This window comes from Bradyrhizobium sp. USDA 4461, assembly GCF_054055655.1.
This window is the reverse complement of the sequence record NZ_JBSRXM010000001.1, coordinates 5,651,037-5,677,242: the sequence shown is the minus strand read 5'-3', so window position 1 is coordinate 5,677,242 and position 26,206 is coordinate 5,651,037. Positions and strand designations below refer to the sequence as shown.

Below are 26,206 nucleotides of genomic sequence, written 5' to 3'. Positions count from 1 at the left end.
GGCGCTCAATCAGAACCCGTCGGGAGGCACCCATGCTGTTTCCAACCACGATCGCAGGCTCGCTGCCGAAGCCGGAATGGCTCGCCGAGCCGAACATGCTGTGGGCACCGTGGAAGTCGGAGGGCGCCGAGCTCGCCCGCGCCAAGCGCGACGCCACGGTGCTTGCGGTCAAGCTGCAGGAGGATGCCGGCGTCGACATCGTCACCGAGGGCGAGCAGGCGCGCCAGCACTTCGTGCACGGCTTTCTAGAGCGGATCGAGGGTATCGATTTTGCCCACAAGGTCGAGATGGGCATCCGCAAGGACCGCTATAAGGCAATGGTCCCGCAGGTGGTCGCGCCGTTGCAGCTCAAGGGCCGCGTCCATGAGGGCGAGGCGCGTGCCGCGCGCGCCCATACCAGGAATCGGCTGAAGTTCACCCTGCCAGGTCCCATGACAATCATCGATACCATCGCCGACCAATATTACGGCGACCGCGTCAAGATGGCGTTCGCCTTTGCCGAGTTGTTGAATCAAGAGGCAAAAGCGTTGGAGGCCGACGGCGTCGACATGATCCAGTTCGACGAGCCTGCGTTCAACGTCTACATGGACGAGGTGCGCGACTGGGGCATCAAGGCGCTGGAGCGCGCCGCCGAGGGGCTCACTTGCGCGACCGCCGTGCACATCTGCTACGGCTACGGCATCAAGGCCAACACCGACTGGAAGCAGACGCTCGGCGGCGAGTGGCGGCAGTACGAGGAGACCTTTCCGGTCATCGACAAGAGCACGATCCAGCAGGTCGCGATCGAATGCCGCAATTCGAAGGTGCCGATCGAGCTGCTCGCCGCCCTCCCCGGCAAGATCGTGCAGGCCGGCGTGATCGACGTCGCCAGCGACGAAATCGAGACCGCGGAAGATGTCGTCAAGGTGATCGAGGCGGTCGCCAAGCACGTGCCGAAGGCCAACATCATCGCGACCACCAATTGCGGCATGGCGCCGATGCGGCGGGATATTGCCGAAGCCAAGCTGATCGCGCTCGGTGCGGGCGCGAAGCTGGCGCGGCAGCGGCTGGCGTAAGCACAGCGACGGCGGCTCAGCCAAGCGCAGCCGCCGCGCTCGGATGCAGCACCGGCCGATAGCCGGACTGAAATGCACGGACGGTCGACGGCGGCGTCAGCAGCATCGCGGCCTCCGCTACGTCGGCCCGGCTGTAACCGGCAAAGGACCAGCGCAACGTGGTGCCGGCCGTAACGAGAAAGCTCTCGCCGTTCGCCAGCACCATCGTGCCATCGGGAAGTTCGGCGAGCGGCAACGGCAACGGATGCAGCCGCTTCCTGCCGCGGTCGAGCCGCTCGGCGTGCAGCACCGCATCCATCGCCTTGGCGCTGAGATCGCTCGTGGAGTTGCCTTGCTCCCATGCGGCGCGAAACCGGTTGGCGTCGTCGCGGCGGCAGTAGAAGCAGGGCCGGTGTCCGGCCGCGAACGCGGTCGCTTCATCGAGAAAGAACAGCTCGGTCCAGCTCTGCCGGCGCATCACCTCACGCCGCCGTCCCCTGAACTCGCAGACGCAAGTGAGCCACGCCGGCGACGACCAGCGCTTGTTCAACAGCGTCCGTGTCGCGGGATCGTGGATGATGCCGCGGTTGCCGGTGAAGGTGCCGCGATGGTGTGTGGCGACGATGTCGCCTGACGGAGCGACGCGGTTCTGCAGGGGCATGGCGCGAGTCCGATGTCCATCACGTCATTCCGGGATGGTCCGAAGGGCCAGACCCGGACTCTCGAGATTCCGGGTTCGCGTCTTCGCGCCCCGGAATGACGGCAAGCTCACGCCGCCCCATCCCTGATCGGCGGCTGGAACGACAGCGCGGTATCCCAGGGGAAGAAGATCCAGGTGTCCTGCGACACCTCGGTGATGTAGGTGTCGACCAGCGGCCGGCCCTTGGGCTTGGCGTAGACGGTTGCGAAATGGGCGTCGGGCAGCATCTCGCGCACCAGCTTGCCGGTCTTGCCGGTATCGACGAGGTCATCGACGATCAACAGCCCCTTGCCGGTGCCGCCGCCGAGCTTGGCGGTCTGCTCCGAAATGCCCTTGAGCACTTTCAGGTCGCCCTGCTTGTCATGATCGTAGCTGGCAACGCAGACCGTATCGATCACCCGCAAGCCGAGCTCGCGCGCCACGATCGCTGCCGGCACCAGCCCGCCGCGGGTGATCGCGACCACCGCATGGAACGGGCCCACTTCATTCAGCCGCCAGGTCAGCGCCCGGCAGTCCCGATGGAATTGATCCCACGAGACCGGGAACGGCCTGCCGGCCCGTTCCTGCGCACTCGGTTCAGAATTTCGCTCGACCATATCGCTTCAACCCGCCGGCTTCTTCTGCGCGGCTTGCACCTGCTTCAGCATCTCCTTCACCGCGGCCATCGCCGCGGCAAGCTTCTCCGGATCGCGCGAGCGGACCACCAGATTGGTGTTCGGCTTCTGATTCTCGTCCTGGAACGGATAGCTGCCGATGATGGTGTCGGGATTCGCCTCCGCGATCGCCCGCAGCGGGCCGCCGATATCGCCCTCGCGCGCGTCGGCGCGGACCGAGTCCGACAGCATCCGCACCCCGGATTTCAGGGTCGGCGCCACGATGTCCATCATCGCCTGCATGATGGTCGGGATGCCGGCCATCACGATGACATTACCGAGCTTGAAGCCCGGCGCCAGGATGGTCGCGCTCTGGATCAGCTCGGCACCGTCGGGCACCCGGGCCATCCGCAGCCGCGCCTCGTTGAGGTCCTGCTCGCTCCAGCGCTCCCTGAACCGCGCCACCACCTCGGGGTGATGGTGGATATCGACGCCGAACGCCTTCGCCACGCTGTCGGCGGTGATGTCGTCATGGGTCGGCCCGATGCCGCCCGTCGTGAATACGTAGGTGTACCTATGCCGCAGCGCGTCAAGGGCGGCGACGATGTCGGCCTCCTCGTCGGCGACGACGCGGACCTCCTTGAGGTCGATGCCGATATTGGTCAGGTATTCGGCGATGAAGCCGATATTCTTGTCCTTGGTCCGGCCGGACAGGATCTCGTCTCCGATCACCAATATCCCCGCCGTGACGATCTCGCTCATGGTCTCATTCCCTAACTTGATCCCCTGACATTGCCGATCCAATGCCTTGATGTCACGGGGTTTTGCCGCCGAATTAAGCAGACCTCAGCCGGTTTTTCGGGCAGGCCTTCCGCCTCACCCTTAGCAAATGCCACAGGCCAATGCATATCGCGCTGGCCCGCCCCTTGCTACCATCCCATCAAGTCATGCACTGTGTCACATGGCTTGGGAGGGCAGTCGGGATATATGGCAGTCGCGTTCGATGAGATGAACGGCCTCGGCGAGGACCTTCGCCCGGCCTACCAGGAGCTCTCCCGCTGGCTCAAAGAGACGCCGCCGGATGCGCTCGAATATCGACGCCAGGAAGCGGAGCTGTTGTTCCGCCGGATCGGCATCACCTTCGCGGTCTATGGCGATTCCGAAGCCCAGGAGCGGCTGATCCCGTTCGACGTCATTCCGCGCATCATGTCCGCAACCGAGTGGACGTTGCTGGAAAAGGGCCTGAAGCAGCGCGTGCTCGCGCTCAACATGTTCCTCAAGGACGTCTATCACGGCCGCGACATCCTGCGCGCCAACGTCATCCCCGAAGACCTGATCTTCCAGAATCCGGTATTCCGTCCGGAGATGAACGGCCAGGACGTGCCGCACGACATCTATGTCCACATCGCCGGCATCGACATCATCCGCACCGATCCGGACAATTTCATCGTGCTGGAGGACAATGCGCGGACGCCGTCCGGCGTGTCCTACATGCTGGAAAACCGCGAGATCATGATGCGGCTGTTTCCCGACCTGTTCGCGCGGCACCGCGTGGCACCGGTCGAGCGCTATCCGGACGAGTTGCTGTCGGCGCTGCGGTCGGTGGCGCCGCACAGCGCCTCCGCCGAACCGACGGTCGCGCTGATGACACCCGGCGTCTACAACTCCGCCTATTACGAGCACTCGTTCCTGGCCGACAAGCTCGGCATCGAGCTGGTCGAAGGGCGCGATCTCATCGTCAAGAACGACGAGGTGTTCATGCGCACCACGGAGGGGCTGAAGCGGGTCGACGTGATCTACCGCCGCGTCGACGACGATTTCCTCGATCCCCTCACCTTCCGTCCGGATTCCGCACTCGGCGTGCCCGGGCTGATGTCGGCCTACGCCGCCGGCAACATCACGCTCGCCAATGCGGTCGGCACCGGCATCGCCGACGACAAGGCGATCTATTCCTACATGCCCGACATCGTGAAGTTCTATCTCAGCGAGGAGCCGATCCTGAAGAACGTGCAGACCTGGCGCTGCCGCGAAGCCCAGGATCTGTCTTACGTGCTCGACAACCTCGCCGACCTCGTGGTCAAGGAGGTGCACGGCTCGGGCGGCTACGGCATGCTGATCGGGCCGGCCGCCACCAAGGCGACCATCGAGGCGTTCCGCGACAAGCTGAAGCGCGAGCCGGAGGGCTTCATCGCCCAGCCGACGCTGGCGCTGTCGACCTGCCCGACCTGCACCGACAAGGGTCTCGCGCCGCGCCATGTCGACCTCCGTCCGTTCGTGCTGACCGGCTCCAGCCACACCACCATCGTGCCCGGCGGGTTGACGCGGGTGGCGCTGAAGGAAGGCTCGCTGGTGGTCAATTCGAGCCAGGGCGGCGGCACCAAGGACACCTGGATACTGAGTGAGTAGTTGAAAGCATGCTGTCGCGCACCGCTGAAAACCTGTTCTGGCTGGCCCGTTACGTCGAACGCGCCGAATATCTCGCGCGCACGATCGACGCCACGCTGCGCGTCACCGCGCTGCCGGCGGCCTATGTCGGCAAAACCAATGAGTGGGATTCCGCGCTGCTCACCGCCGGAGTCGGCGCAGCGTTCTACGATCACTACCAGGAAGCCAACCAGCAGAACGTCGTCGAATATCTCTCCTTCTCCTCGGAGAACCCCTCCTCGATCAAGAACTGCATCGAGGCGGCACGGCTCAACTCGCGCTCGGTCCGCACAGCGCTGACGTCGGAGATGTGGGACACCATCAACTCGGCGTGGATCGAGTTGCAGGCCGTCTGGAGCAAGGGCGGCACCGGCAGCCGCGAGGAGCTGGCGAAATTCTTGCGCTTCGTGCAGGAGACCTCGCTGCGCTTCGACGGCTCGGCCTATCGCACCATGCTGCGCAACGACGCCTACTGGTTCTCGCGGCTCGGCGTGCATCTCGAGCGCGCCGACAACACTGCCCGCATTCTCGACGTGAAGTATCATGTGCTGTTGCCGGAGGAGGAGCATGTCGGTGGCCCGCTGGATTACTACCAGTGGACCTCGATCCTGCGCTCGGTGTCGGCCACCACGGCCTATCACTGGGTCTACCGGGAAACCCTGAAACCCTGGTTGATCGCCGACCTGTTGATCCTCAACGACACGCTGCCGCGCTCGCTTGCGAGCTGCTACAGCAACCTGGTGCGCAATCTGGACCAGATCGGCGTCGCCTATGGCCGCCAGGGCGCTTCCCAGCGTCACGCCCGCGGCATCAGGAACCGGCTCGAGCACAGCCACATGGACGACATCTTCCAGCACGGCGTGCACGAGTTCATCCAGGAATTCATCGCGGATAACTCCAGGCTGGGTGAGATCATCACCAAGCAGTATCTGATCTAGAGTAAAAGTCGTGAAATCGGCACCGTCCGCGGGCACTGTCTTCACCTCTCCCGAAGGGCGAGGTCGGATCGCGTTTTGCGATCCGGGTGAGGGAGTTCGGTCTATCGAGGGAGCTTAGCCCCTCACCCGAATTGCTTCGCAATTCGACCTCTCCCGATGGGAGAGGTAAAATACCGTTGCTGCCAGCTCCGATCTGACCTACTGGAAACGCGACATGCGCCTGCGGATTGCCCATACCACCACCTATCGCTACGAGCCGGCGGCCTCGGGCGTGATCCAGATTCTGCGGATGACGCCGGGTAGCCATGACGGCCAGTATGTCGCCGACTGGCAGATCGACGTCTCGACCGATTCCCGGCTCGACACCCATGAGGACGCCTTCGGCAACGTCACCCATGTGCTGACGCACGGTTCGATCACCGACCTCACGATCCATTGCGAAGGCCTGGTCGAGACCCAAGACACCGGCGGCGTGCTGAAGGGTAGCGACGAGCGGTTTCCGCCGAGCCTGTTCCTGCGCCCCACGCCGCTGACCGACCTCAACCCGGCGATGACGGCGTTCGTGCGCGAGCTGCGCACGGAGGCCGACAGCGACGTGCTCGGCTTCCTGCATGCGTTGATGGTGCAGATCTACGAGCATATGACCTTCGACGAGGACCCGACCAACAGCGCCACCTCGGCCTCCGAGGCGTTCGCGCTGAAGCGCGGTGTCTGCCAGGACTACGCCCACATCCTGATCGCCTGCGCGCGTGCCGGCGGCGTTCCGGCGCGCTTCGTCTCCGGTCACTTCCTGCGCTCCGACGGCATGGTGAACCAGCAGGCCGGTCACGCCTGGGCGGAGGCCTTCGTGCCAGACTTGGGCTGGGTCGGCTTCGATGCCGCCAACGGCATCTGCACCACGGACGCCCATGCCCGCGTCGCGATCGGCCTCGACTATCTCGGCGCCGCCCCTGTCCGCGGCACCCGCTATGGCGGCGGCAACGAGACGCTGACGGTCGCGGTCAAGGTCGACCAGGCCGGACGTCCCGGACAGTGGCAGAGCCAATCGCAATCCTAAGTTGCCCGGCGACCATCCCTCGGTTAAAGACAGAGGTGGATTTCCTGGAAAGCCGACGCCAATTCGATCGTCGGCACAAGGAGACGTGGCATGTTGCGAGACGCCAACTTCTCACACATGGTCGGCACCGGACATCGCGTCTTCCTGATCATGCCGTTTGCCCTCACGCCGACCTACAAGATTCTGGCGGACACCATTGGTGACGTTCTCGATCGCTATGGCATCGCAACGGTCCGCGCCGACGATCGACAGAGCGCGGCGACCCTGTGGGAAAGCCTGCAGAAAGACATGGATTCCTGTTCCCACGCCATCGCGATTGTCGATGACCGGACCAAGTCCGGCATCAACAAGAATGTGCTCATCGAGACAGGTTACATGCTCGCACGCAAGGCCGGTGTCCTGCTGCTGAAAGATCGCACTCTTGCAAGCCTGCCTACCGATCTGCTTGGCCACCTGTATCGAACGTTCGATCCGAAGAACGTAAAGAAGACCACCACAAAGGCCGTTGTCGAATGGCTGCGCGACCAGGGGCTCGCGAAACGCCCTTCCGAGAAGCTCGTTGTCTTCGTCAGCCACGGCGGCACGTGCCGGTGCGCCATGAGCAAGGCCATCCTGCTCAACGCCTTCAAGGGGCGTACGCTGCCGTTCGACCTCAGCGTCATGTCCCTGGCCGCGATCTTTGGCGAAAGACAAGGCGCATCAAAGAGTGCGCGTTCGATCGTAAGCAAGGCGTTCGGGGAAGACATTCTCGAGAACCATCGCGTGAGAAAACGCTACCCCGCCCTGGCGGACGAAGCCGATCTCATCCTGTGCGCCAGCGCAGACTACAAACAGTATTTTCCAGAATCCAAGACGCACACGATCGGAGAGTATTTCGGCAAGCCCGGAAACATCCAGAATCCATGGCCAGACCAGGACGATGAAATCTCGTCACGTAAATACAAGGACTGCTTCGAGCAGCTTAGGGCGCTCATAGAGCCAAACAGCGAACGAATCTTGCGCGACCTGCAAGGGATGGCGCTCTCCAGCCATGTGCCGCTGAAGCGAGCCAAGAAGCGCGCGCTCGCGTGATCCCTCCTTGTTCCGCCTGCACCTTGCAATCGCGGGCTGGCCCTGCGGTGCACCCGATATGACCATGATGCGAGCATGCTATGATCGCGGCTCCGCACCCGACCAGCGAGATAAGCGATGGCAACCGTGAAACTCCTTTCAGACAATGAACTCTCGGCGGACGCCCGCGCCGTGTTTGACGACATCCGCACGACGCGGAAGTCGGACTTCATCAACAATTTCTGGCGTGCGCTCGCGCATGACCCGAAGACCTTGCGGCGGACCTGGGAGAGCATCAAACAAGTCATGGCACCGGGCGCGCTCGATCCGAAGGTCAAGGAGATGCTCTATGTCGCCGTCTCGATCGCCCATGGCTGCAGCTACTGCATTCACTCGCACACCGCGGCCGCCCGCGCCAAAGGCATGACCGAGGCCGAGTATCACGAAATGCTCGCGATCGTCGGCATGGCTGCCGAGACCAACCGGCTGGTCACCGGGCTCGGCGTCCCAGTGGACGAGGCGTTCCTGGTCGATGCACGGGGACCAACGCTGGACTCCTGACCGCCTTGCTCCGGAACGCGCAGCGTTCCCGGGGAATTGGGGTTGGATGCATCCGCGAAATTGGCTACACGTTTCCCCGCCGAGACATGCGGATCGTTGGGGACCGGAAATGACCTATTGCTGCGGAATTCTGGTGCGCGACGGCCTCGTCATGATCGCCGATACCCGCACCAATGCCGGCCTCGACAACGTCTCGACTTTCCGCAAGCTGCACATCTTCGAAAAGCCCGGCGAGCGCATCATGGCGATCGCCAGCGCCGGCAATCTCGCGATCAGCCAGTCTGTCCTGTCGACCCTGACCGAGGGCATGGAAAATCCGGACACCGGCGAGCTCGAGACGCTGATGAATGCGCCGACCATGTTCCAGGCGGCGCAGCGGATCGGCCGCGCGATCCGCTCGGTGCATGCCACCGAGGGCGACGCGCTGCGCTCCGAGGACATCTCCTTCGACGTCTCGTTCCTGTTCGGCGGCCAGATCCAGGGCTCGCGGATGCGCCTGTTCATGGTCTACACCGCCGGCAACTTCATCGAATGCACCACCGACACGCCCTACTTGCAGATCGGCGAGCACAAATACGGCAAGCCGGTGCTCGACCGCGCCATGCATTACGACGTCGAACTCTACGAGGCGCTCAAGACCGGACTGATCTCGATGGATTCGACGATGCGATCCAATCTCGGCGTCGGCCTGCCGATCGACGTGCTGGTGGTGCGCGCCGACGCCTGCGTGGCCGATCTCAACCACCGCATCGAGGCCGGCGAGCCCTATTTCCACGATCTGCGCTCGCGCTGGTCGGCGGCGCTGCGCGCCGCGCACCAGAACATTCCACGCCCGCCCTACAAGAACGAAACCGAAGCAAAAACCAAGTAAGAGGAAACTCGGAGATGACTGAGGCAACCAGCAAGATCGCACTCGTGACCGGTGCCGGCACCGGCGTTGGACGCGCCGCGTCGCTCGCTCTGATGGACAAGGGCTACACCGTGGTGCTGGTCGGGCGCCGCCTGGAGATGCTGGAGGAGACCGCCAAGCTCGGCCCCGCCGGCAAGAGCCTGTGCGTCACCGCCGACATGGCCGACCCGGCCGCGATCGCCGCCCTGTTCGACAAGGTGAAGGCGACCTACGGCCGGCTCGACGTGCTGTTCAACAATGCCGGCATGGGCGCGCCGCCGGTGCATTTCGAGGACCTGCCGCTCGAGCAGTGGCAGGCCGTGGTCAACACCAACCTCACCGCGCCGTTCCTGTGCACCCAGCACGCCTTCCGCATCATGAAGGACCAGACCCCGCGCGGCGGCCGCATCATCAACAACGGCTCGATCTCGGCGCATGCACCGCGGCCGTTCTCGGCGGCCTACACCTCGACCAAGCACGCCATCACCGGCCTGACCAAGGCCTCAAACCTCGACGGCCGGATGTATGACATCGCGGTCGGCCAAGTCGATATCGGCAACGCCGCGACCCCGATGACCGACCGCATGGTCAACGGCCCCGGCGTGCTGCAGCCGGACGGCACCACCAAGCACGAGCCGCGCATGGACGCCAAGGCGGTCGGCGACGCCGTCGCGTACATGGCCGGCCTGCCGCTCGACGCCAACGTGCTGTTCATGACCGTCATGGCCACCAAGATGCCGTTCGTCGGCCGGGGCTGATCTTCCCCTGCTCCCCGCTTGCGCCAGGGCTACGCGACGGCATGGCTGGGCTCGTCCCGGCGATGCCGTCGCAGGGGCGCGGCCAAAACATGGAAAACAACCCCATGCAAAGGAGCCGGCGGCTGCCAGCGCCCGATAGGGCACCTTGACACGTCGGGCAACTCAGCTGTATTTTCCATTATTCCGAAATTTTGTGCGCGCCGGGGGAAGGTCGGCGAGGGCAAGTCTCCATGAGGACGGTGAGAGACGAACTCGCGGAGGGTCCCCTCACCCGCCGCTTCGCGTCGACCTCTCCCCGCAAGCGGGGCGAGGTGCAATCCAGAACTCTAGCCACAATCACCGTCATTGCGAGCGAAGCGAAGCAATCCATGCATCCCCGCGGGGAAAAATGGATTGCTTCGTCGCTTCGCTCCTCGCAATGACGGGTGGCAAGAGCGGCGCCCCTACTCCAGCTTCTCGACATGCCGCAGCGTCGGGAACAGCTTCATCCAGAGCAGCGCGACCGCGACCGTGGCGACGCCGCCGAGTACGGCTGACGGCACGGCGCCGAGCAACGCCGCGGTGACGCCGCTCTCGAACTGGCCGAGCTGGTTCGAGGCATTGATGAACAGGAAATTGACCGCGCCGACACGGCCGCGCATCTCGTCGGGCGTGGCGAGCTGCACCAGCGAGAAGCGGATCACGACGCTGATCGTGTCGGCGGCACCGAGCACCGCGAGCGCCAGTGCCGACAGCCACATCCAGTGCGACAGCGCGAACACCACGGTGGCGACGCCGAACACGATCACCGCCTGGAACATGCGCAATCCCACGCGGCTGTTGATGGTGTGCCGCGCCAACACCATCGTCATGAGCAGTGCGCCGACCGCGGGCGCGGCGCGCAGGATGCCGAGGCCGAGCGGGCCGGTCTGCAGGATGTCGCGCGCATAGATCGGCAGCAGCGCGGTGACGCCGCCGAACAGCACCGCGAACAGATCGAGCGAGATGGTACCGAGGATCGCGGGATTGCGGCGCACGAAGGTGACGCCGGCAAACAGATCGTCCGACGAGCCGCCGTTCTTCACCGGCGCCTGCTGCAAGCGGCCGATGCCGCCGGTGAGCAGCGCGCCGAACAGCCAGAACACCATCATGATCCCGTAAGGCGCGCTCGGCATCAGCGCATAGGCAAAGCCGCCGAGCGCGGGACCGGTGATGGTCGCGACCTGGGCCGCGCCGCTCGAGATCGCGGTCGCCCGCTGCAACGATCCCTGCGGCGCGATCAACGGCAGCAGCGCGGCGGTCGCCGGGCTCTCGAACGCGCCGGCGATGCCGAGCACGAAGGTCGCGACGAAGATCTGGATCTCGGAGATGGTGCCGGCAAACGTGCTTCCGGCGAGAAACAATGCGGTCAGCGCTTCCGCGACCTGGCAGGCCTGCACCACGCGCTTGCGCTCGAAGCGATCGGCGGCGTGACCGGCGACGAACACCAGCAGCGCGGTCGGCAGGAACTGCACCAGGCCGACCATGCCGAGGTCGAACGCGCTGCCGGTCAGATCATAGATCTGCCAGCCGATCGCCACCGCGCCGATCTGGCTGGAGAAGCGCGACAGGCTGCGCGACGACAGGAAGAACAGGAAGGGTCTGTGGCCGAGCAGATCGCGGGCGCGGGCCGGCGTGGCGGAGGACATGGATGATGGCGTGGCCGAGCGCCTGCAACTTGTCAATGGTGGGACGGAGAACGCGCAACAGCATTGCGCTGCGCGAAGCCCCTGCCCATAATTGCGCGCGGGTTCTTGGGGGCGTGATGCTGCAGTTGCAATCGGCGTTCGGCGTGGTGGCGTTGCTCGTGATCGCCTGGGCGCTGAGCGAGAATCGGAGCCTCGTATCGCTGCGGCAGGCGGCGATCGGCCTCGTCGTCACCATCGTCACCGCACTGGTGCTGATCAAGGTGCCGCTGGTGACGCAGGCGTTCGGCGCGATCAACGATGCGGTCGGGACCATTGCCGCCGCGACGCGCGCCGGCACGGCCTTCGTGTTCGGCTATGTCGGCGGCGGCCCGGCGCCGTTCGATCCCAAGGCACCGGGATCGGACTTCATCCTCGCCTTCCAGGCGTTGCCGATCGTGCTGGTCATGAGCGTGCTGACGACGCTGCTGTTCTATTGGCGGGTGCTGCCGCCTGTGGTGCGCGGCATGGCCTGGATCCTGGAGCGCACGCTCGGCGTCGGCGGCGCGGTCGGGCTCTCGACCGCGGCCAACATCTTCCTCGGCATGGTGGAAGCCCCGCTGTTCATCCGGCCCTATCTGGCGCAGCTCACCCGCAGCGAATTGTTTCTGGTGATGACCGGCGGCATGGCCGGGATCGCCGGCACCGTGCTGGTGCTCTACGCGACGCTGCTGGCGCCGCTGATCCCCGATGCCGCCGCGCATTTCGTCATCGCCTCGGTGCTGGGCGCGCCGGCCGCGATTTTAGTGAGCCTGATCATGGTGCCGGAGACGACGGACAAGCGCACCGGCGGATCGCTCGACAATCCCGATATCCAGGTGTCGTCGACGATGGACGCCATCGTGAAGGGCACGGCCGCCGGGCTAGAGCTCCTGATGAACATCATCGCGATGCTGCTGGTGCTGGTCGCGCTGGTCTATCTCGCCAACAAGATCATCGGCCTGCTGCCGGAGATCGGCGGCGCGAAAATCTCGCTGCAACGGCTGCTCGGCTACGTGATGGCGCCGGTGTGCTGGCTGATGGGCCTGCCGTGGCCGCAGGCGATCACCGCGGGAAGCCTGATGGGCACCAAGACCGTGTTGAACGAGCTGATCGCCTATGTCGATCTGTCGAAGCTCGGTCCCGACGCGCTCGATCCGCGCTCGCGGCTGATCATGCTCTATGCGATGTGCGGCTTCGCCAACTTCGCGAGCCTCGGCATCATGATCGGCGGCCTCGGCATCATGGCGCCCGGGCGGCGCGACGAGATCAATGCGCTCGGGCTGAAGTCGATCGTGTCGGGCACGCTGACGACCTGCCTGATGGGCGCGATCGTGGGGGCGATGACGTCACCGACTTAGCGGCTGGCGTGATCCGCCCCACCCGCCTCCTTGATGAAGGCGAGCAGCAGTGCGCCGAGCCGATCCGGCTGCTCCTGCTGGATCCAGTGACCGGCGCCGTCGATCAGTTCGATGTCACGCATCCGCGTCGTCGCCTTCGTCCTCATCAGATCGAGCGTGCCCGGCGCCGCGTAGGTGCCCCAATCGCTCGTCCCGCCGATGAACAGCGACGGGACATCGATCGTCCTGCCCGAGAACAGGCGCAACTCAGCGTTCAGGTCAGGATCGGAGAAGACACGATAAGCCATGAGGGCACCTTGAAACCCGGTGCGGCCATACTCCTCGGTGTAGACGCCAAGCTCCGGCTCGGTGAGCCATTTGCAGGCCGAGGCTTCGGCGGCAGAAGGCTGGAATGGAGCGACGGTCTGGGACATCGTCTTGCCGAGATCCATCACGTAATAGGTCGGCATCTGTGCAAGTTCAGGGGCGGTTGGCGCCTGCAACGGATGCGGCTTGTTTCCGGGCCAGTCAGCGCTCTTGACGTGGAAGAATGCGCGAAGAAACGCGTGTAGACCTTGAGGGGGATGCCACAGGTCATCGTTCGCCGCCCGTGAGCTCAGGTATTGCTGATAATGCTGTCTCGGCGGATCGAGCGCCGCCAGCGCGTCCGCGAGCTTTTGATTTTCAGTGTTCGGCTGAGCCGGCGATGGCGCGCTGTCCGCAATGTTGAACGGAAACGAAGGCGGTCCGGGGAACGGGGCGCTCATCAGCACCACCGAGGGAAAGACGTCAGGTCGGGCGAGCGCGCAATAGGCAGCCACGGGCGAGCCGAAGTCGTGTCCGACCAGCATTGCCGTGCGCCGATACCCCAGCGCCGAAACCAAGCCGAGGGCGTCGCGCGTCATGTTCAAGAGGCTGAACGGCTGCAGCGGGGCGTCATAGTCGTTCACCCAACCGGTGGTACGGCCAAAACCGCGCTGATCGGGCGCCACGACATGGTAGCCGGCGTCAGCCAGGATTGGGATCAGGTGCCGCCAGCCGAAAGCCAAGTCCGGAAAGCCGTGCAGCAGCAGAGCCAGCGGCCGGCCGGGGCTTTCGCAACCGGCTTCGAGAAGATGGACATCGAGGCCGTTGACCCCGTGGATCATGCGCGAGCGGACACCCTTGGGAAGCGTTCCCTCGCCGTAGGTTGGTTGGGTCAAGTCAGCTCCTCCTGTGGGGTTTGCGCGGGCCGCTCGAAGCGAGGCCGCGACCAGGCCGGCCGCCCCCATCGCCAGGACGGCTCGTCGGGACGCTCTCTGGCTTCGGATTCGGTCGAGGGGCATCACTGGACCTCTTCTATGGTGATCGCCATAGTATGGCGATCACCATAGCGACGTCAAGCGAAACGGTTTATCTTGACGGCATGCCACGTAAGACTGACGCCCGCGCGCGCGCGATTGCCACGGCCGAACGGCTGTTTCGCATCCAGGGCTACACCGCGACTGGATTGACCCAGATCATTGCAGAGAGCGGTGCGCCCAAGGGATCGTTCTACTTTCACTTTCCGCGCGGCAAGGCGCAGCTCGCGGAAGAAGCGATCGATCATTACGTCGCAAGCAGAATGGCTGTGTTGCGGGACATCTCGGCGAACACGGCGGGCGATGCCCTGAAGTTTGTTCTTGAGATTTTCCGCACATTCGCCGCCGAAATGGTCGCCTCTGATTTCCAGTATGGATGTCTGATGCAAAATCTGGCGAATGAGCTGCCCGCGCTCGATGCCGAGCTGACAAAACGGGTGGCGCGCGGATTTGTCGATTCGACCGAGATCATCGCGGAGCATTTCAGGGGGTGCGGTTTCACTCCCGCGCGCGCATCCTCAACCGCAGCCGCCTTGGTCGCCGCCCTCGAAGGCGCGCGAACCATCGCGCGCCTGGAACGCACGCCGGCGATCTTCGAGGCGCTGGCGGAGGTGAGCGTCCAGAGGCTGTGAGTTCCCCGTCATTCCCCGGTGCGCAATTGCGCACCTGAGGGCTCGCGAAGCGAGAACCCGGAATCCATCGGGCCGCAAACCAAGTGGAAGAATGGATTCTGGGCTCGCGCTGCGCGCGCCCTCAGGTGCGCAATTGCGCACCGGGGAATGACGATCAGGCCTTCAACTCCACCGTCTTGAACTCGGCCGGCAGGATCACCTCCAGCAGTTCGACGTCATCGGAATAATCCAGGATCATGTGCTTGATACGCGGCGGCTGGGTCCAGGCGCTGCCTTCTTTCATCAGCGTCTCGCCCTCGCCGTCCATGTAGGTCTTCACCCAGCCCTTGAGCACATAGACCATCTGGAAGTCGACATCGTGGAAGTGCAGCTTCGACACTTCATCCGGATTGCACGGTCCCTGCAACCGGATCACATGCGCCTGCGCGAGGCCATGCGAGGCTGCCGATATGCCGAGGTCGCGATACTTGGCGTAGGCGCGCAGTCCGTCGGCCTTGAAATCCTCTTCGCGGTGATGGCTGATCGAGACGCGCTGCTTCGGCCGCGCCTTGCTCGGTGATTTCGGCGCGCTCTTCTTCGCCGCCGAGACGCGGCCCTTGGACTTGATGGTCTTGCGCGCGGATGATTTTTTGGCGCCGGCGCCGAGCCCGGTCCATTTCTTCTTCACCGCGGTCTTGGCTGCGGATCTCGATGCCGTCTTCTTGGCCATTGTTCGCCTCCCGTCGTGCTTGATGGCAGGAAGCTAACACAAGTCTCGCAACGTAGGGCGGGCAAAGGCGCGTGAACGCCGTGCCCGCCATTCCAGGCGTGCTCGCGATGGTGGGCACGCTGTCGCTTTCCCCACCCTAATCCTCAGCTACTGATCTTCAATGCAGCCGAAAGACGCCGTCGACTGCGCGCAGCTCGGCCGGCTTGACCAGCTTGGAATGCGCCACCGTCACCGAGAACAGCGGGCCCTCGAGCTTCTGCTGCCAGAAGGCGAGGAAATCCTGCAGCGCCGGAAATTTCGGAAACAGGTCGTAGTTCTGCCAGACATAGGTCTGCAGCAATGAGGGGTGATCCGGCATCCGATAGAGGATTTGCGCCGTCGTCAGCCCGTACCCCAGCAACTGCTTCCGGAAATCGTCGGAAACACCCCCACCAACTCGCGAGACCATGCCAACCTCCTGTGACGGAGCGCATTCACATGGTGGCCGACCTCCCCGCCGGACCACCGGCCATGGATGCGCTCACATGAGAGAAATGTGACGCACGCGACTAACTCATCTCAAGCCCAAATGTTTAATAGGTTGTTGAAATTTCGTGCGTTGGCAGCAGCTTACCGCATCTGCTAATAGCCCCGCCGGTCTCTCGGCGCGGCATTAAGCATGCCGAAATGATCTCGGCATCCTGCTGGCAGCCGACACTTACGAGTGCCAATTTTTCTGCTAGAGGCTCTTGCCCGCCGTCAAGGCTTGGCCTATGTCCTGCGCAGCCAGTCTGGCACTCGCTGGGCTGGACTGCTAACACTCCAAAAATCTACAGCATCTGCAAATGTTTAGGAGGACTGCATGAAATTCCGTCCGCTTCACGACCGCGTCGTGGTCAAGCGTATCGACGCCGAAGAGAAGACCGCTGGCGGCATCATCATTCCGGACAGTGCCAAGGAAAAGCCCTCGCAGGGCGAAGTCGTCGCAGTTGGCCCCGGCGGCCGCGATGAGACTGGCAAGCTGACCCCCATCGACGTCAAGGTCGGCGATCGCGTCCTGTTCGGCAAGTGGTCGGGCACCGAGGTCAAGATCGACGGCGAAGACCTGCTGATCATGAAGGAAAGCGACATCATGGGCGTGCTCGACGTCCCCGCTTCCAAGAAGAAGGCGGCCTAAGCGCCCCCTCCCTCCCAGGTTAAATCTCGCAAGGAAAAACTCAGATGGCAGCTAAAGAAGTCAAATTCTCCGTCGAGGCGCGCGACAAGATGCTGCGCGGCGTCGACGTTCTCGCCAACGCGGTGAAGGTCACGCTCGGTCCGAAGGGCCGCAACGTGGTGCTCGAGAAGTCGTTCGGCGCTCCCCGCATCACCAAGGACGGCGTCACCGTCGCCAAGGAGATCGAGCTCGAGGACAAGTTCGAGAACATGGGCGCCCAGATGGTGCGCGAAGTCGCCTCCAAGTCCGCTGACGCGGCCGGCGACGGCACCACCACAGCGACCGTGCTCGCCCAGGCGATCGTTAAGGAAGGCGCCAAGTCGGTCGCCGCCGGCATGAACCCGATGGATCTGAAGCGCGGTATCGACCTCGCGGTCGAGGCCGTCGTGGCCGACCTCCAGAAGAACTCGAAGAAGGTCACCTCGAACGAGGAGATCGCCCAGGTCGGCACCATTTCGGCCAACGGCGATGCCGAGATCGGCAAGTTCCTCGCCGACGCCATGAAGAAGGTCGGCAACGAGGGCGTGATCACGGTCGAGGAAGCCAAGTCGCTCGAGACCGAGCTCGACGTCGTCGAGGGCATGCAGTTCGACCGCGGCTACATCTCGCCCTACTTCGTCACCAACGCCGACAAGATGCGCGTCGAGATGGACGACGCCTACATCCTCATCAACGAGAAGAAGCTCTCCTCACTGAACGAGCTGCTGCCGCTGCTCGAGGCCGTGGTGCAGACCGGCAAGCCGCTGGTCATCGTCGCTGAAGACGTCGAAGGCGAAGCCCTCGCCACCCTCGTCGTCAACCGCCTGCGTGGCGGCCTGAAGGTCGCGGCCGTCAAGGCTCCGGGCTTCGGCGATCGCCGCAAGGCCATGCTGCAGGACATCGCGATCCTGACCGGCGGCCAGGCCATCTCGGAAGACCTCGGCATCAAGCTCGAGAACGTCACGCTGCAGATGCTCGGCCGCGCCAAGAAAGTGATGATCGACAAGGAAAACACCACGATCGTCAACGGCGCCGGCAAGAAGGCCGACATCGACGCCCGCGTTGCCCAGATCAAGGCGCAGATCGAGGAGACCACCTCGGACTACGACCGCGAGAAGCTGCAGGAGCGTCTCGCCAAGCTCGCAGGCGGCGTCGCGGTGATCCGCGTCGGCGGCGCGACCGAAGTCGAGGTGAAGGAGCGCAAGGATCGCGTTGATGACGCGATGCATGCGACCCGTGCGGCTGTCGAGGAAGGCATCGTCCCGGGCGGCGGCGTCGCCCTGCTCCGTGCCTCCGAGCAGCTCAAGGGCCTGCGCACCAAGAACGACGACCAGAAGACCGGCGTCGAGATCGTGCGCAAGGCGCTGTCGGCTCCGGCTCGCCAGATCGCGATCAACGCCGGTGAGGACGGCTCCGTCATCGTCGGCAAGATCCTGGAGAACAAGACCTACAATCACGGCTTCGACTCCCAGACCGGCGACTACGCCGACCTGGTCAAGAAGGGCATCATCGACCCGACCAAGGTCGTCCGTACCGCGATCCAGAACGCGGCCTCGGTTGCTGCGCTCCTGATCACCACGGAAGCCATGGTTGCCGAGCTGCCGAAGAAGAACGCCGGCGGCCCCGCGATGCCTCCGGGCGGCGGCATGGGCGGCATGGACTTCTAAGGTCCGGCCACTCAAGGCAATCCACGAAATGCAAAACCCCGGCAGCGATGCCGGGGTTTTTGTTTTTGAGGGGAGTAACAGTCCCTGTTGCCTTACCCCCGGAGCCGGGCAAAACTCCCTCGTCATTCCAGGGCGGCGCGCAGCGCCGAGCCCGGAATCCATTCCCCCGCTTGCTCATGGCCTATTACGTCTATCTCCTCGCTAGCGATAAATACGGTACGCTCTATCTCGGCGTGACGAACGACGTCGTTCGTCGCATCCATGAGCATAAGAGCAAGGCAGTTGCCGGCTTCACGAAACGATACGCCGTCGACAAGCTCGTCTGGTTCGAGGTCTACGATGATGCACTGACGGCGATCGCGCGTGAAAAGGAATTGAAGAAGTGGCGACGAGATTGGAAGATCAGATTGATTGAAGAAAAAAATCCCCAGTGGATCGATTTGTACCCCGAAATCGCCGCCGGACACATTGGATGAATGGATTCCGGGCTCGCGACTTCGTCGCGCCCCGGAATGACGAAATCGAAGGGCCGCCCGTGGGCGGCCCCTTCTTGTTACGCGCTCTCGGGCGCCTTGAGGCGGACCAGCTTGGTCAGCAGCGCATCGAGGCCCTGGCCGTCGCCGGCATGCAGGTCGATGCGGCCGACCTTCTCGACCAGACGCTCGAGCGACTCCAGCTCCTTGAGCCGCAGCAGCAGAGGGTTCTCCTCCATCAGCTTGGCAGTGTTCAGGAGCGAACGCGTCGCCGCGGTCTCCTCCTGCCGGCGGATCAGGTTGGCCTTCGCGACCCGCTCCGCTTCCACCACCTTGTTGACCAGCTCGCGGATCTCGCCGGGCAGGATCACGTCCTTGACGCCGAGCTCGGTGACCTCGACGCCGGACTCCGCGACACGCCCGCGGACGTAGTCCCGAAGCTCCTCGTCGAGCGCGGTTTTCGCAGACAGCACCTCGTCGAGCGTACGGCCGGCCACCGCCTCGCGGATCGCGAACTGCACCAAACGATACAGCCACGCATCCACGTCGGGCACCGTTGCCACGACCCGCTCGGGATCGACGATCCGGCGGAACGCGGTCAGCGTCACGCGCAGCGCGATGCGATCCTTGGTCAGCATCTCCTGCGCCGTGATCTCGATCGCCTGGGGACGCAGGTCGAGGCGCTTGACCTCGATCTTGCGGCCCGCGATCCAGAACGCGTGCCGGCCGGGCGCGAGCCGCTCGACGAGCTTGCCCTCGACGGTAAGCAGACCGGCCTCGTGGTTCTCGACCAGCGCCTCGGTGATGACGCCGGCCCGGTTGGGCTGGATCATCGCAAGATGGCGCGCCGTGACCCTGATGTCATCCGTCACGTCGATGCGCTCGACCTCGACCGACGTCGCGACCTTCCAGTACACGCGCGTCTGCCAGGGCGTCATCAGCTGAACGGGTCGGCCGTCGAGGCTGACGATCGCGATCTCGTTCGCGCGGGTCTCGATCGCCTCGAACAGCTCGTCGGCCAGATCGGGCCGCGCGGCCTTGATCACCGCATAGCGATCCTCAGGGAATTCGCTCCGCACGACGCCGAACAGCTCGGCCTTGAGCCCATGCAAGGGATCGAACAGGCGGTGACGTCCGGGACCGAGCACCTGCGTCAGCCGGCCGTCACGCGTCAGCAACGCGCGCTCGCCATCCTTCACCGTCAACTTGGTCGTCAAGATATGCCAAGTCATTGGCACGCCTCCAGTGTTGCGCTCAGGCCCATGGGCCGGAGAGCGGGTTTCGGTTTTGCAAAGGACGTGAGGACGCGAACGCGGCTTCCTGTCAGCCAAGCGGGCCGTGGCTTGAGCTTGCGCAATGACGGGCGCACGCGCGCGTTCGCGCGACAAAGGTCGCGCGGCCGAGCGGAGCCACCCGGCATCGGCGCAAGCGGTATCCACCGCGGCGCAAAGCCGGTCTCACAGTGTCGATGTTCGGACGAAGAGCCTTGCGGCAAGACGGCCGGACTGCGACTGAAGCGCGCGTCCGGTCCCCTTCAGAGGTATCAGCTTTTCAGGCTGAACGGAGCGCTTGGAGCGGGAATTGAACCCGCGACATGATGATTCGTAGTCACCTGCTCTACCTAACTGAGCTATCCTTTGAGAGAAGATCGGATTCGAACCGGTACCTTCGGGGTTTCAGCCCCGACGCTCGCCTATGAGCTTCATTCTCGTGATCTTCATTTCGGCGGAACACGACACCGCAGAGCGGCACGCGCCAGTCGGGATCTCAGCGAGCCCGAACCCATGGCCGAAGCGAAGGAGCGGGCTAATAAACGAAGCACGTCCGGGTTGCAAGAGGGCCGCGTGTGATTTTTTCGTGGCGTTGTGCGAAGTGGCGCCCCCTGTGACCTCGTCATTCCGGGGCTCGCGAAGCGAGAGCCCGGAATCCATCAGGCCGCATCGCTTGCGGAGAAATGGATTCCGGGCTCGCGCTTCGCGCGCCCCGGAATGACGGGTGGAGAGACTGCCGCCACCTCACCCGCTGCGCGCGACGTCCTGGAAGCAACCGCGTAGCCAGTCGATGGTGACGCGGGTCGCCGCGTCGCGCTTGAGATGGTTTTGCACCAGCAGCCAGACGTCGCGCCGCTTCGGGAGCAGCGTCGCGCGCAGCCGGCGGTCGGTCAGCAGGTCGACACAACTATGCTCCGGCAGCACGCCGACCGCGTGATGCGACTGGATCAGTTTGTGGATGATGCGGACATTGTCGGTGACGCAGCGCGCCCGCAGCCGCTTGGCGCGCAGGAACTGCATCTCCGGTATAGCGCCGAGCTCGTCCGGATAGGCGCATGTCACCGCCTCGCCCGCCGGCGCCGCGACCGGCTGGAAGAAATACAGCCTGACCTCCGCAAGCTTCGAGATCGCAAAGTCGCCCTTGTCGGGCTTGCGCAGGCGGATCGCGAGATCGGCTTCCCAGCGCGAGAATTTGACATTGTCGCTCGAGGTCAGGAATTGCAGCGTGAGGCCGGGATTGGCGCGCAACAACGCGCTCGCGCGCGGCGCCAGCACCTCCTCCGCGATCGCGTTGGTAGAGGCGATGCGCAGGCGGCCGACCGGACCCGGCAGGCTTTCGCCGATCCGGCCGATCTCCTCGGCATGCGCGGCCATCGCTTGGATATGCGCGAGCACGACGTCGCATTGCCGGGTCGGCCTGCGGACGCCGTCGGCCGCCTCGAACAGCCGCAGCCCGAGCGCGCGTTCGATCCGCGCCAGCCGGCGGCCGACCGTGGTTTCGTCGATCCGCAGCCGCGCGCTGGCGCCGGCATAGGTACCCTCGTCCCTGACGGCCGCGATGATGCGAAGGTCGTCCCAGTTCATGGCGGCAGGCTACATCGCACCGGGCGTGCCTGCAATAACGCAGCCACCGGCTGCAATATCCCTGCATAACGGCAGGCGGGTCTACGCTATATTTTCGCAACACACATCCGCCGGAGATATCAGGACCATGACCGCCGCCAAAACGCTGATGCAGCTTGCCGGTATCGACCTCACCCCGCCCCGCCTCGGCGACAGCTGCCTGGTGCTCATCGACATCCAGAACGAATATCTCGCCGGTCCCCTGGCCTTGCCGGACGCCAATCCGGCGATCGCGCGCGCCGCCGCGTTGCTCAACCGCGCGCGGGAAAGCGGCGCCAAGATCATCCACATCGCCCACAAGGGAGCGCCGGGAGGCCTGTTCGACCGCAGCGCGGAGCGTGGCGCGATCGTCGCACCATTGGCGCCGCGGCCGGGCGAGATCGTGATCGAGAAGCAATTGCCGAACGCATTCGCCGGCACCGACCTCAACGCGCAGCTTGTTGCGACCGGCCGCAAGGAGCTCGTGCTCACCGGCTTCATGACCCATATGTGCGTCAGCTCGACCGCCCGCGCCGCGCTCGATCTCGGCTTCCGCACCACCATCGACGCCGACAGCTGCGCCACCCGCGACCTGCCCGACGGCAAAGGCGGCACGATCGCCGCAAAACTCGTCCACGACGTCGCGCTGGCCGAGCTGTCCGACCGCTTCGCGATCATCGCCCGCGGCAACGCCCTCGGCTGAGAGACATCGCCATGCTCGAGCTCTATTTCTCGCCGATGGCCTGCTCGCTGGCCAGCCGGATCGCGCTGATGGAAGCCGGAATCGAGGCGCGCTACCACATGGTCCAGCTCTGGACCAAAAAGGTGCTGGAGGACGACTGCGACTTCCGCGTGGTCGCACCGAAGGGCGCAGTCCCGGTGCTAGTGCTCGAGAACGGCGAACGCCTGACCGAGAGCGCGGCTGTCCTGCAATACATCGCGGACCTGAAGCCCGAACGCGGCCTGGCACCGCAACCGGGCGATCCGGATCGCTATCGGTTGCAGGAATGGCTGAGCTTCATCGGCACCGAGATCCACAAAGGCTTTCTGTTTCCGACCTTCTGGTACAAGGACGACGCATCGCTTGCCAAACCGCGCGCCAGGATCGGCCAGACCCTATCGGTACCGTCGGAGCATCTCGCCCACCGCGAATTTCTGGTCGGTGACCGCTTCACGGTCGCGGACGCGCACCTCGCCTGGGCCCTGCTGCTGCTCCGCGCCGCCGGTGTCGACGTCGCGCAATGGCCGTCACTGGCTGCCTATCTCTCGCGCATCCAGGCGCGGCCGCAGGTCAAGGCCGCGGTCGGCATCGAGACACAATTGTGGAAGAGCGTTGCGGCGTGACGCCGCGCGTCCGCGCTTTAGCTTATGTTTGAGCATGATCTTATCGGAAAACCGCTTCGCACTTTTCCGGATCATGCTCTACTGAAACGCAACCTCGGCGAAGCTGCGCAGCTTGCGCGAATGCAGCCGTTCGGACTCCTGCTGCTTGAGCCGCTCCAGCGCCTTCAGCCCGATCTGGAGATGCTGGCCGACGCGCTGGCGATAGAATTCGCTCGCCATCCCCGCCAGCTTGATCTCGCCGTGCAGCGGCTTGTCGGAGACACAGAGCAGCGTGCCGTAGGGCACGCGGAAGCGATAGCCATTGGCGGCGATCGTCGCCGATTCCATGTCGAGCGCGATCGAGCGCGACTGCGACATCCGCCGGATCACCTGCGGCCCGCTGATCTCCCAGTTGCGGTTGTCGACGCTGGCGACCGTGCCGGTGCGCATCAGCCGCTTGAGCTCGAAGCCGGTGAGCCCGGTCACCTCGCCGACCGCCTCCTCAAGCGCGACCTGCATCTCCGCGAGCGCGGGGATCGGCACCCACAGCGGCAGCTCGTGATCGAGCACGTGATCCTCGCGGACATAGCCGTGGGCCAGCACGTAGTCGCCGAGCCGCTGCGTGTTGCGTAAGCCCGCACAATGCCCGATCATCAGCCAGGCATGCGGCCGCAGCACCGCGACATGATCGGTGATGTTGCGCGCATTGGACGGACCGATCCCGATATTGATCAGGGTGATGCCGCGATAGCCGGGCTCGACGAGATGAAACGCCGGCATCTGCGGGACGCGCTCGGATGCCATCCCTGTCGTGCCGCCGCCGAGCCGCGCGCTGCGCGTGATCACATTACCCGGCGCGACGAACGCCTCGATGTCCTGCTCACCCAAGGCGAGACGTTGCAGGCTCGATTGCGCGAAGGCATCGACATAGAACTGGTAGTTGGTGAAGATCACGAAATTCTGGAAATGCTCGGGATCGGTGCCGGTGTAGTGATAGAGCCGGCGCAAGGAGTAATCGACCCGCGCCGCACGGAACAAGGCAAGCGGCTCCGGTGTTCCGGGCGTCAGCTCGAACGTCCCGTCGGCGATCGCATCATCCATCGCGGCGAGATCCGGCGTATCGAAGATGTCGCGCAGCGACCGGGTGAACGCTGAGCTGTCGGCGATGGTCAGCGCCGCCTCGATATTGATGTCGCGCCGGTAAGCAAAGTGGATCGGTATCGGCTCGCCGGACTCGCCGATCTCGACCGCCACGCCATGGTTCTTGATCAGCAGTCCGATCTGCTCGGTGAGGTAGGTCCGGAAAATATCCGGCCGGGTGATGCTGGTCTCATGGATGCCGGGCCCTGCGACGAAGCCGTAGGCAAGCCGGGAATCAAGCCGTGCATGCGACGAGGTTGTGATGCGGACGAACGGATAATGCGCGCGCACCCGTGTCGTGATCACGGCGCCATTGACATAGGCCTCGAAGCGGCTGCGCAGGAAACCGGTGTTGCGCTCGTAGATCTCTTCGAGACGGGCAACGGCGGCCGCAGCATCGGTGAACGCTTCGGTCGTGATCGACGGTGGAGTTTCGATGGCGGACGTCGGAGACATGTTCGCTTTGCACCAGATCCGTTGTCGAGTCGGGACTCCCCTGGATCAGTGCAGTATAGCGACAACGGCCTCCAGTTCCAGATCGGCGCCGGCCGCGGCGGCGTGAGGCCCGCGCATCGGCCGCCCTGCCTTACTGAATCCGCGCCAGCACCGCGAGACGGCGGATGCCCTTGTTACGATAGGCGTCGAGGAATGCGTAGTAATCCTTGAACGAGACGCAACCGTTGGAGTCGCCGTTCGGGCCGAGCATGAAGGTGTGCGCGAGCAGGCCGACACGGTTGAAGATCTTGCCCTCGCCGCCGATCGGATTGAGGCGCAGCGCCGGCACGCCGTGGAACAGCGCCTCGCGCGGCTTCAGCTCGTAAATGTGCGGCGGCGTCACGCCAACCATCTTCAGGTGCGAGGACCTGGGATCGTCGAGCCGGGCGCCGAGACCCGAATGCGCCTCGAGCCGCGTGCCGTCGGGCAGATACACGGTCCGGGCAGAGATGTCGTAAACCGCGGTCTGGCGGTCGTAAGGCGGCGAGCCGCCGAGCATCGGGTTCTGGTCCAGCGTCGAGGGGATGCTGCCGGTGACATTGGCATCGGCGGACGCGAAGGAGAGCAGTCCGCCGCTCGACTCGCGCTTGCCCCACAGCTTCTCGACCATGGTCTGCCGCTCGCTCGAGGCGATCGACATCACCGCGGCCTTGGCGCGCGCCGCCATGTCGCGAACGCCGCCGGATTTCGCGGCCTGCTTGGCCTCGGCCGGCTTCGCATCAGCGCTCTTTTCGGCCCCCTTGGGCTGAACGTTGGCGGTGGGATCGTTGAGTGCCACCTGCAAATTGGCGGCGGCTTGCTTCTTGGCGGACTCGACCGACTTCGGCGCCGGCAGCGGCTTCGATGTCTCGGCGAGTTCTGCCGTGGCCACCGCCCTCGCCGCTGCAACGACCTTGGGCGCGGCGGCCTGCTTGATCGGGTCGATCTGCGGTGCGGCATCGGCCACGACGCTGGACGCGACGCCCTCGGGCGAGGCGGCTGCAAACCGATCGTTAAACATAAGCGAAGGTGCCGCGGCGTCCGACGTCGCAACCTCCGTCCTTGCCGGAGCCGCCGGTGCCGGCGTCACCGACGCGAACACCTCGTTGAAGGCAGGTGCCGGGCGGGTTGCGACCGCGACGGGCCGCTTCACCACCGGCGCATCGAACGACGCATTGCCGACCGACGGATAGACGCTCGCCGCGAAGATGTTGGCGTAGACGGTCCAGGCGCAGCCAAGCACCAGCGCCGCGACGGCCGCGCTGCCAAAGAAGTGCTGCGGGAGGATTTTTCGGGAGGATTTCTTGCGGCTCGGCGCCCCAAGAACATACGCACTCGCACTCGCACTCGCACTCGTACCCATACGCCCGGCGCT

26 protein-coding genes and 1 tRNA gene are annotated in these 26,206 nt (G+C 64.5%); 15 read left to right on the top strand and 12 right to left on the bottom strand.

Annotated elements, in window-relative coordinates:
* Positions 1-32: 32 nt before the first annotated feature.
* Positions 33-1,055: a methionine synthase gene (locus tag ACVINW_RS26400; RefSeq protein ID WP_456754006.1), complete on the top strand. Its 1,023-nt coding sequence runs from the start codon at positions 33-35 to the stop codon at positions 1,053-1,055.
* Between the two features lie 16 nt (positions 1,056-1,071).
* Here the strand turns inward: ACVINW_RS26400 and ACVINW_RS26395 are convergent, their stop codons facing one another.
* The 3 genes from ACVINW_RS26395 to ACVINW_RS26385 all read right to left on the bottom strand — a co-directional run bounded on the left by ACVINW_RS26395 (position 1,072) and on the right by ACVINW_RS26385 (position 3,089).
* Positions 1,072-1,695, bottom strand: coding sequence for a hypothetical protein (locus ACVINW_RS26395; RefSeq protein ID WP_456754005.1), 624 nt, complete (start codon positions 1,693-1,695; stop codon positions 1,072-1,074).
* Between the two features lie 107 nt (positions 1,696-1,802).
* Positions 1,803-2,330 carry a xanthine phosphoribosyltransferase gene (gene gpt / locus ACVINW_RS26390; RefSeq protein WP_212015266.1) on the bottom strand — a complete coding sequence of 176 codons (528 nt, stop codon included), beginning with the start codon at positions 2,328-2,330 and terminating at the stop codon, positions 1,803-1,805.
* A 6-nt stretch (positions 2,331-2,336) separates the two neighbouring features.
* Entirely contained in the window at positions 2,337-3,089 is a 753-nt protein-coding gene (locus ACVINW_RS26385) for a competence/damage-inducible protein A (RefSeq protein ID WP_456754004.1), read from the bottom strand.
* 225 nt (positions 3,090-3,314) lie between these two features.
* Here ACVINW_RS26385 and ACVINW_RS26380 point away from each other — a divergent pair, with 225 nt between their 5' ends.
* From ACVINW_RS26380 to ACVINW_RS26350, 7 genes are all read left to right on the top strand, one after another.
* Positions 3,315-4,733: a circularly permuted type 2 ATP-grasp protein gene (locus ACVINW_RS26380; protein ID WP_456754003.1), complete on the top strand. Its 1,419-nt coding sequence runs from the start codon at positions 3,315-3,317 to the stop codon at positions 4,731-4,733.
* Positions 4,734-4,741: 8 nt separating this feature from the next.
* Positions 4,742-5,689, top strand: coding sequence for an alpha-E domain-containing protein (locus tag ACVINW_RS26375; RefSeq protein ID WP_456754002.1), 948 nt, complete (start codon positions 4,742-4,744; stop codon positions 5,687-5,689).
* A 214-nt stretch (positions 5,690-5,903) separates the two neighbouring features.
* Positions 5,904-6,746 carry a transglutaminase family protein gene (locus tag ACVINW_RS26370; protein WP_456754001.1) on the top strand — a complete coding sequence of 281 codons (843 nt, stop codon included), beginning with the start codon at positions 5,904-5,906 and terminating at the stop codon, positions 6,744-6,746.
* Between the two features lie 90 nt (positions 6,747-6,836).
* A complete protein-coding gene (locus ACVINW_RS26365; RefSeq protein WP_456754000.1) occupies positions 6,837-7,817 on the top strand; it encodes a TIR domain-containing protein in 981 nt (326 codons plus the stop codon).
* 117 nt (positions 7,818-7,934) lie between these two features.
* Complete coding sequence (locus tag ACVINW_RS26360) at positions 7,935-8,357, top strand: carboxymuconolactone decarboxylase family protein (RefSeq protein WP_456753999.1); 423 nt, start codon at positions 7,935-7,937, stop codon at positions 8,355-8,357.
* A 109-nt stretch (positions 8,358-8,466) separates the two neighbouring features.
* Positions 8,467-9,228: a peptidase gene (locus ACVINW_RS26355; RefSeq protein WP_456753998.1), complete on the top strand. Its 762-nt coding sequence runs from the start codon at positions 8,467-8,469 to the stop codon at positions 9,226-9,228.
* 14 nt (positions 9,229-9,242) lie between these two features.
* Positions 9,243-10,004 (top strand): SDR family oxidoreductase, encoded by a 762-nt coding sequence (locus ACVINW_RS26350; RefSeq protein WP_456753997.1) that lies wholly within the window; start codon positions 9,243-9,245, stop codon positions 10,002-10,004.
* Positions 10,005-10,447: 443 nt separating this feature from the next.
* Here ACVINW_RS26350 and ACVINW_RS26345 read toward each other — a convergent pair whose 3' ends face one another.
* Positions 10,448-11,671 carry an MFS transporter gene (locus ACVINW_RS26345; RefSeq protein WP_456753996.1) on the bottom strand — a complete coding sequence of 408 codons (1,224 nt, stop codon included), beginning with the start codon at positions 11,669-11,671 and terminating at the stop codon, positions 10,448-10,450.
* Positions 11,672-11,787: 116 nt separating this feature from the next.
* On the opposite strand from ACVINW_RS26345, the gene ACVINW_RS26340 reads away from it, so the two are divergent.
* Complete coding sequence (locus ACVINW_RS26340) at positions 11,788-13,047, top strand: NupC/NupG family nucleoside CNT transporter (RefSeq protein ID WP_456753995.1); 1,260 nt, start codon at positions 11,788-11,790, stop codon at positions 13,045-13,047.
* Here ACVINW_RS26340 and ACVINW_RS26335 read toward each other — a convergent pair.
* Complete coding sequence (locus ACVINW_RS26335; RefSeq protein WP_456753994.1) at positions 13,044-14,228, bottom strand: alpha/beta fold hydrolase; 1,185 nt, start codon at positions 14,226-14,228, stop codon at positions 13,044-13,046. The two genes, ACVINW_RS26340 and ACVINW_RS26335, sit on opposite strands and share 4 nt — an antisense overlap.
* Before the next feature lie 203 nt (positions 14,229-14,431).
* On the opposite strand from ACVINW_RS26335, the gene ACVINW_RS26330 reads away from it, so the two are divergent.
* On the top strand, positions 14,432-14,998 hold the full coding sequence (locus tag ACVINW_RS26330; RefSeq protein WP_456756505.1) for a TetR/AcrR family transcriptional regulator: 567 nt from the start codon (positions 14,432-14,434) through the stop codon (positions 14,996-14,998).
* A gap of 154 nt (positions 14,999-15,152) precedes the next feature.
* On the opposite strand, the gene ACVINW_RS26325 is transcribed toward ACVINW_RS26330, so the two are convergent.
* Positions 15,153-15,707 carry a cupin domain-containing protein gene (locus ACVINW_RS26325; protein WP_456753993.1) on the bottom strand — a complete coding sequence of 185 codons (555 nt, stop codon included), beginning with the start codon at positions 15,705-15,707 and terminating at the stop codon, positions 15,153-15,155.
* A gap of 157 nt (positions 15,708-15,864) precedes the next feature.
* Entirely contained in the window at positions 15,865-16,155 is a 291-nt protein-coding gene (locus ACVINW_RS26320) for an usg protein (RefSeq protein ID WP_456753992.1), read from the bottom strand.
* 393 nt (positions 16,156-16,548) lie between these two features.
* Here ACVINW_RS26320 and groES point away from each other — a divergent pair, with 393 nt between their 5' ends.
* The 3 genes from groES (at position 16,549) to ACVINW_RS26305 (ending at position 19,024) form a co-directional block, all read left to right on the top strand.
* Complete coding sequence (gene groES, locus ACVINW_RS26315) at positions 16,549-16,863, top strand: co-chaperone GroES (protein ID WP_050422292.1); 315 nt, start codon at positions 16,549-16,551, stop codon at positions 16,861-16,863.
* Positions 16,864-16,907: 44 nt separating this feature from the next.
* Positions 16,908-18,548: a chaperonin GroEL gene (gene groL, locus ACVINW_RS26310; RefSeq protein ID WP_353701484.1), complete on the top strand. Its 1,641-nt coding sequence runs from the start codon at positions 16,908-16,910 to the stop codon at positions 18,546-18,548.
* Positions 18,549-18,724: 176 nt separating this feature from the next.
* Positions 18,725-19,024 carry a GIY-YIG nuclease family protein gene (locus ACVINW_RS26305; protein ID WP_456753991.1) on the top strand — a complete coding sequence of 100 codons (300 nt, stop codon included), beginning with the start codon at positions 18,725-18,727 and terminating at the stop codon, positions 19,022-19,024.
* A gap of 77 nt (positions 19,025-19,101) precedes the next feature.
* On the opposite strand, the gene ACVINW_RS26300 is transcribed toward ACVINW_RS26305, so the two are convergent.
* From ACVINW_RS26300 to ACVINW_RS26290, 3 genes are all read right to left on the bottom strand, one after another.
* Positions 19,102-20,253, bottom strand: a complete 1,152-nt coding sequence (locus ACVINW_RS26300; protein ID WP_456753990.1) for an SPFH domain-containing protein — start codon at positions 20,251-20,253, stop codon at positions 19,102-19,104.
* Positions 20,254-20,590: 337 nt separating this feature from the next.
* A tRNA-Arg gene (locus ACVINW_RS26295) sits at positions 20,591-20,657 on the bottom strand.
* Between the two features lie 379 nt (positions 20,658-21,036).
* Entirely contained in the window at positions 21,037-21,876 is an 840-nt protein-coding gene (locus tag ACVINW_RS26290; RefSeq protein ID WP_456753989.1) for a LysR family transcriptional regulator, read from the bottom strand.
* A 127-nt stretch (positions 21,877-22,003) separates the two neighbouring features.
* Here ACVINW_RS26290 and ACVINW_RS26285 point away from each other — a divergent pair, with 127 nt between their 5' ends.
* Together ACVINW_RS26285 and ACVINW_RS26280 are read left to right on the top strand one after the other, a co-directional pair.
* A complete protein-coding gene (locus tag ACVINW_RS26285) occupies positions 22,004-22,597 on the top strand; it encodes a cysteine hydrolase family protein (RefSeq protein ID WP_456753988.1) in 594 nt (197 codons plus the stop codon).
* Between the two features lie 11 nt (positions 22,598-22,608).
* A complete protein-coding gene (locus ACVINW_RS26280) occupies positions 22,609-23,238 on the top strand; it encodes a glutathione binding-like protein (RefSeq protein ID WP_456753987.1) in 630 nt (209 codons plus the stop codon).
* Positions 23,239-23,316: 78 nt separating this feature from the next.
* On the opposite strand, the gene ACVINW_RS26275 is transcribed toward ACVINW_RS26280, so the two are convergent.
* Positions 23,317-24,813 carry an AMP nucleosidase gene (locus ACVINW_RS26275; RefSeq protein WP_456753986.1) on the bottom strand — a complete coding sequence of 499 codons (1,497 nt, stop codon included), beginning with the start codon at positions 24,811-24,813 and terminating at the stop codon, positions 23,317-23,319.
* A 130-nt stretch (positions 24,814-24,943) separates the two neighbouring features.
* On the bottom strand, positions 24,944-26,194 hold the full coding sequence (locus ACVINW_RS26270) for a tlde1 domain-containing protein (RefSeq protein ID WP_456753985.1): 1,251 nt from the start codon (positions 26,192-26,194) through the stop codon (positions 24,944-24,946).
* Positions 26,195-26,206 lie beyond the last annotated feature (12 nt).

Excerpts from the sequence above, each read along its gene's own strand:
- ACVINW_RS26400 (WP_456754006.1), top strand. The coding sequence starts at position 33 with ATGCTGTTTCCAACCACGATCGCAGGCTCGCTGCCGAAGCCGGAATGG.
- ACVINW_RS26395 (WP_456754005.1), bottom strand. The coding sequence starts at position 1,695 with ATGCCCCTGCAGAACCGCGTCGCTCCGTCAGGCGACATCGTCGCCACA.
- gpt (WP_212015266.1), bottom strand. The coding sequence starts at position 2,330 with ATGGTCGAGCGAAATTCTGAACCGAGTGCGCAGGAACGGGCCGGCAGG.
- ACVINW_RS26385 (WP_456754004.1), bottom strand. The coding sequence starts at position 3,089 with ATGAGCGAGATCGTCACGGCGGGGATATTGGTGATCGGAGACGAGATC.
- ACVINW_RS26380 (WP_456754003.1), top strand. The coding sequence starts at position 3,315 with ATGGCAGTCGCGTTCGATGAGATGAACGGCCTCGGCGAGGACCTTCGC.
- ACVINW_RS26375 (WP_456754002.1), top strand. The coding sequence starts at position 4,742 with ATGCTGTCGCGCACCGCTGAAAACCTGTTCTGGCTGGCCCGTTACGTC.
- ACVINW_RS26370 (WP_456754001.1), top strand. The coding sequence starts at position 5,904 with ATGCGCCTGCGGATTGCCCATACCACCACCTATCGCTACGAGCCGGCG.
- ACVINW_RS26365 (WP_456754000.1), top strand. The coding sequence starts at position 6,837 with ATGTTGCGAGACGCCAACTTCTCACACATGGTCGGCACCGGACATCGC.
- ACVINW_RS26360 (WP_456753999.1), top strand. The coding sequence starts at position 7,935 with ATGGCAACCGTGAAACTCCTTTCAGACAATGAACTCTCGGCGGACGCC.
- ACVINW_RS26355 (WP_456753998.1), top strand. The coding sequence starts at position 8,467 with ATGACCTATTGCTGCGGAATTCTGGTGCGCGACGGCCTCGTCATGATC.
- ACVINW_RS26350 (WP_456753997.1), top strand. The coding sequence starts at position 9,243 with ATGACTGAGGCAACCAGCAAGATCGCACTCGTGACCGGTGCCGGCACC.
- ACVINW_RS26345 (WP_456753996.1), bottom strand. The coding sequence starts at position 11,671 with ATGTCCTCCGCCACGCCGGCCCGCGCCCGCGATCTGCTCGGCCACAGA.
- ACVINW_RS26340 (WP_456753995.1), top strand. The coding sequence starts at position 11,788 with ATGCTGCAGTTGCAATCGGCGTTCGGCGTGGTGGCGTTGCTCGTGATC.
- ACVINW_RS26330 (WP_456756505.1), top strand. The coding sequence starts at position 14,432 with ATGCCACGTAAGACTGACGCCCGCGCGCGCGCGATTGCCACGGCCGAA.
- ACVINW_RS26325 (WP_456753993.1), bottom strand. The coding sequence starts at position 15,707 with ATGGCCAAGAAGACGGCATCGAGATCCGCAGCCAAGACCGCGGTGAAG.
- ACVINW_RS26320 (WP_456753992.1), bottom strand. The coding sequence starts at position 16,155 with ATGGTCTCGCGAGTTGGTGGGGGTGTTTCCGACGATTTCCGGAAGCAG.
- groES (WP_050422292.1), top strand. The coding sequence starts at position 16,549 with ATGAAATTCCGTCCGCTTCACGACCGCGTCGTGGTCAAGCGTATCGAC.
- groL (WP_353701484.1), top strand. The coding sequence starts at position 16,908 with ATGGCAGCTAAAGAAGTCAAATTCTCCGTCGAGGCGCGCGACAAGATG.
- ACVINW_RS26305 (WP_456753991.1), top strand. The coding sequence starts at position 18,725 with ATGGCCTATTACGTCTATCTCCTCGCTAGCGATAAATACGGTACGCTC.
- ACVINW_RS26300 (WP_456753990.1), bottom strand. The coding sequence starts at position 20,253 with ATGACTTGGCATATCTTGACGACCAAGTTGACGGTGAAGGATGGCGAG.
- ACVINW_RS26290 (WP_456753989.1), bottom strand. The coding sequence starts at position 21,876 with ATGAACTGGGACGACCTTCGCATCATCGCGGCCGTCAGGGACGAGGGT.
- ACVINW_RS26285 (WP_456753988.1), top strand. The coding sequence starts at position 22,004 with ATGACCGCCGCCAAAACGCTGATGCAGCTTGCCGGTATCGACCTCACC.
- ACVINW_RS26280 (WP_456753987.1), top strand. The coding sequence starts at position 22,609 with ATGCTCGAGCTCTATTTCTCGCCGATGGCCTGCTCGCTGGCCAGCCGG.
- ACVINW_RS26275 (WP_456753986.1), bottom strand. The coding sequence starts at position 24,813 with ATGTCTCCGACGTCCGCCATCGAAACTCCACCGTCGATCACGACCGAA.
- ACVINW_RS26270 (WP_456753985.1), bottom strand. The coding sequence starts at position 26,194 with ATGGGTACGAGTGCGAGTGCGAGTGCGAGTGCGTATGTTCTTGGGGCG.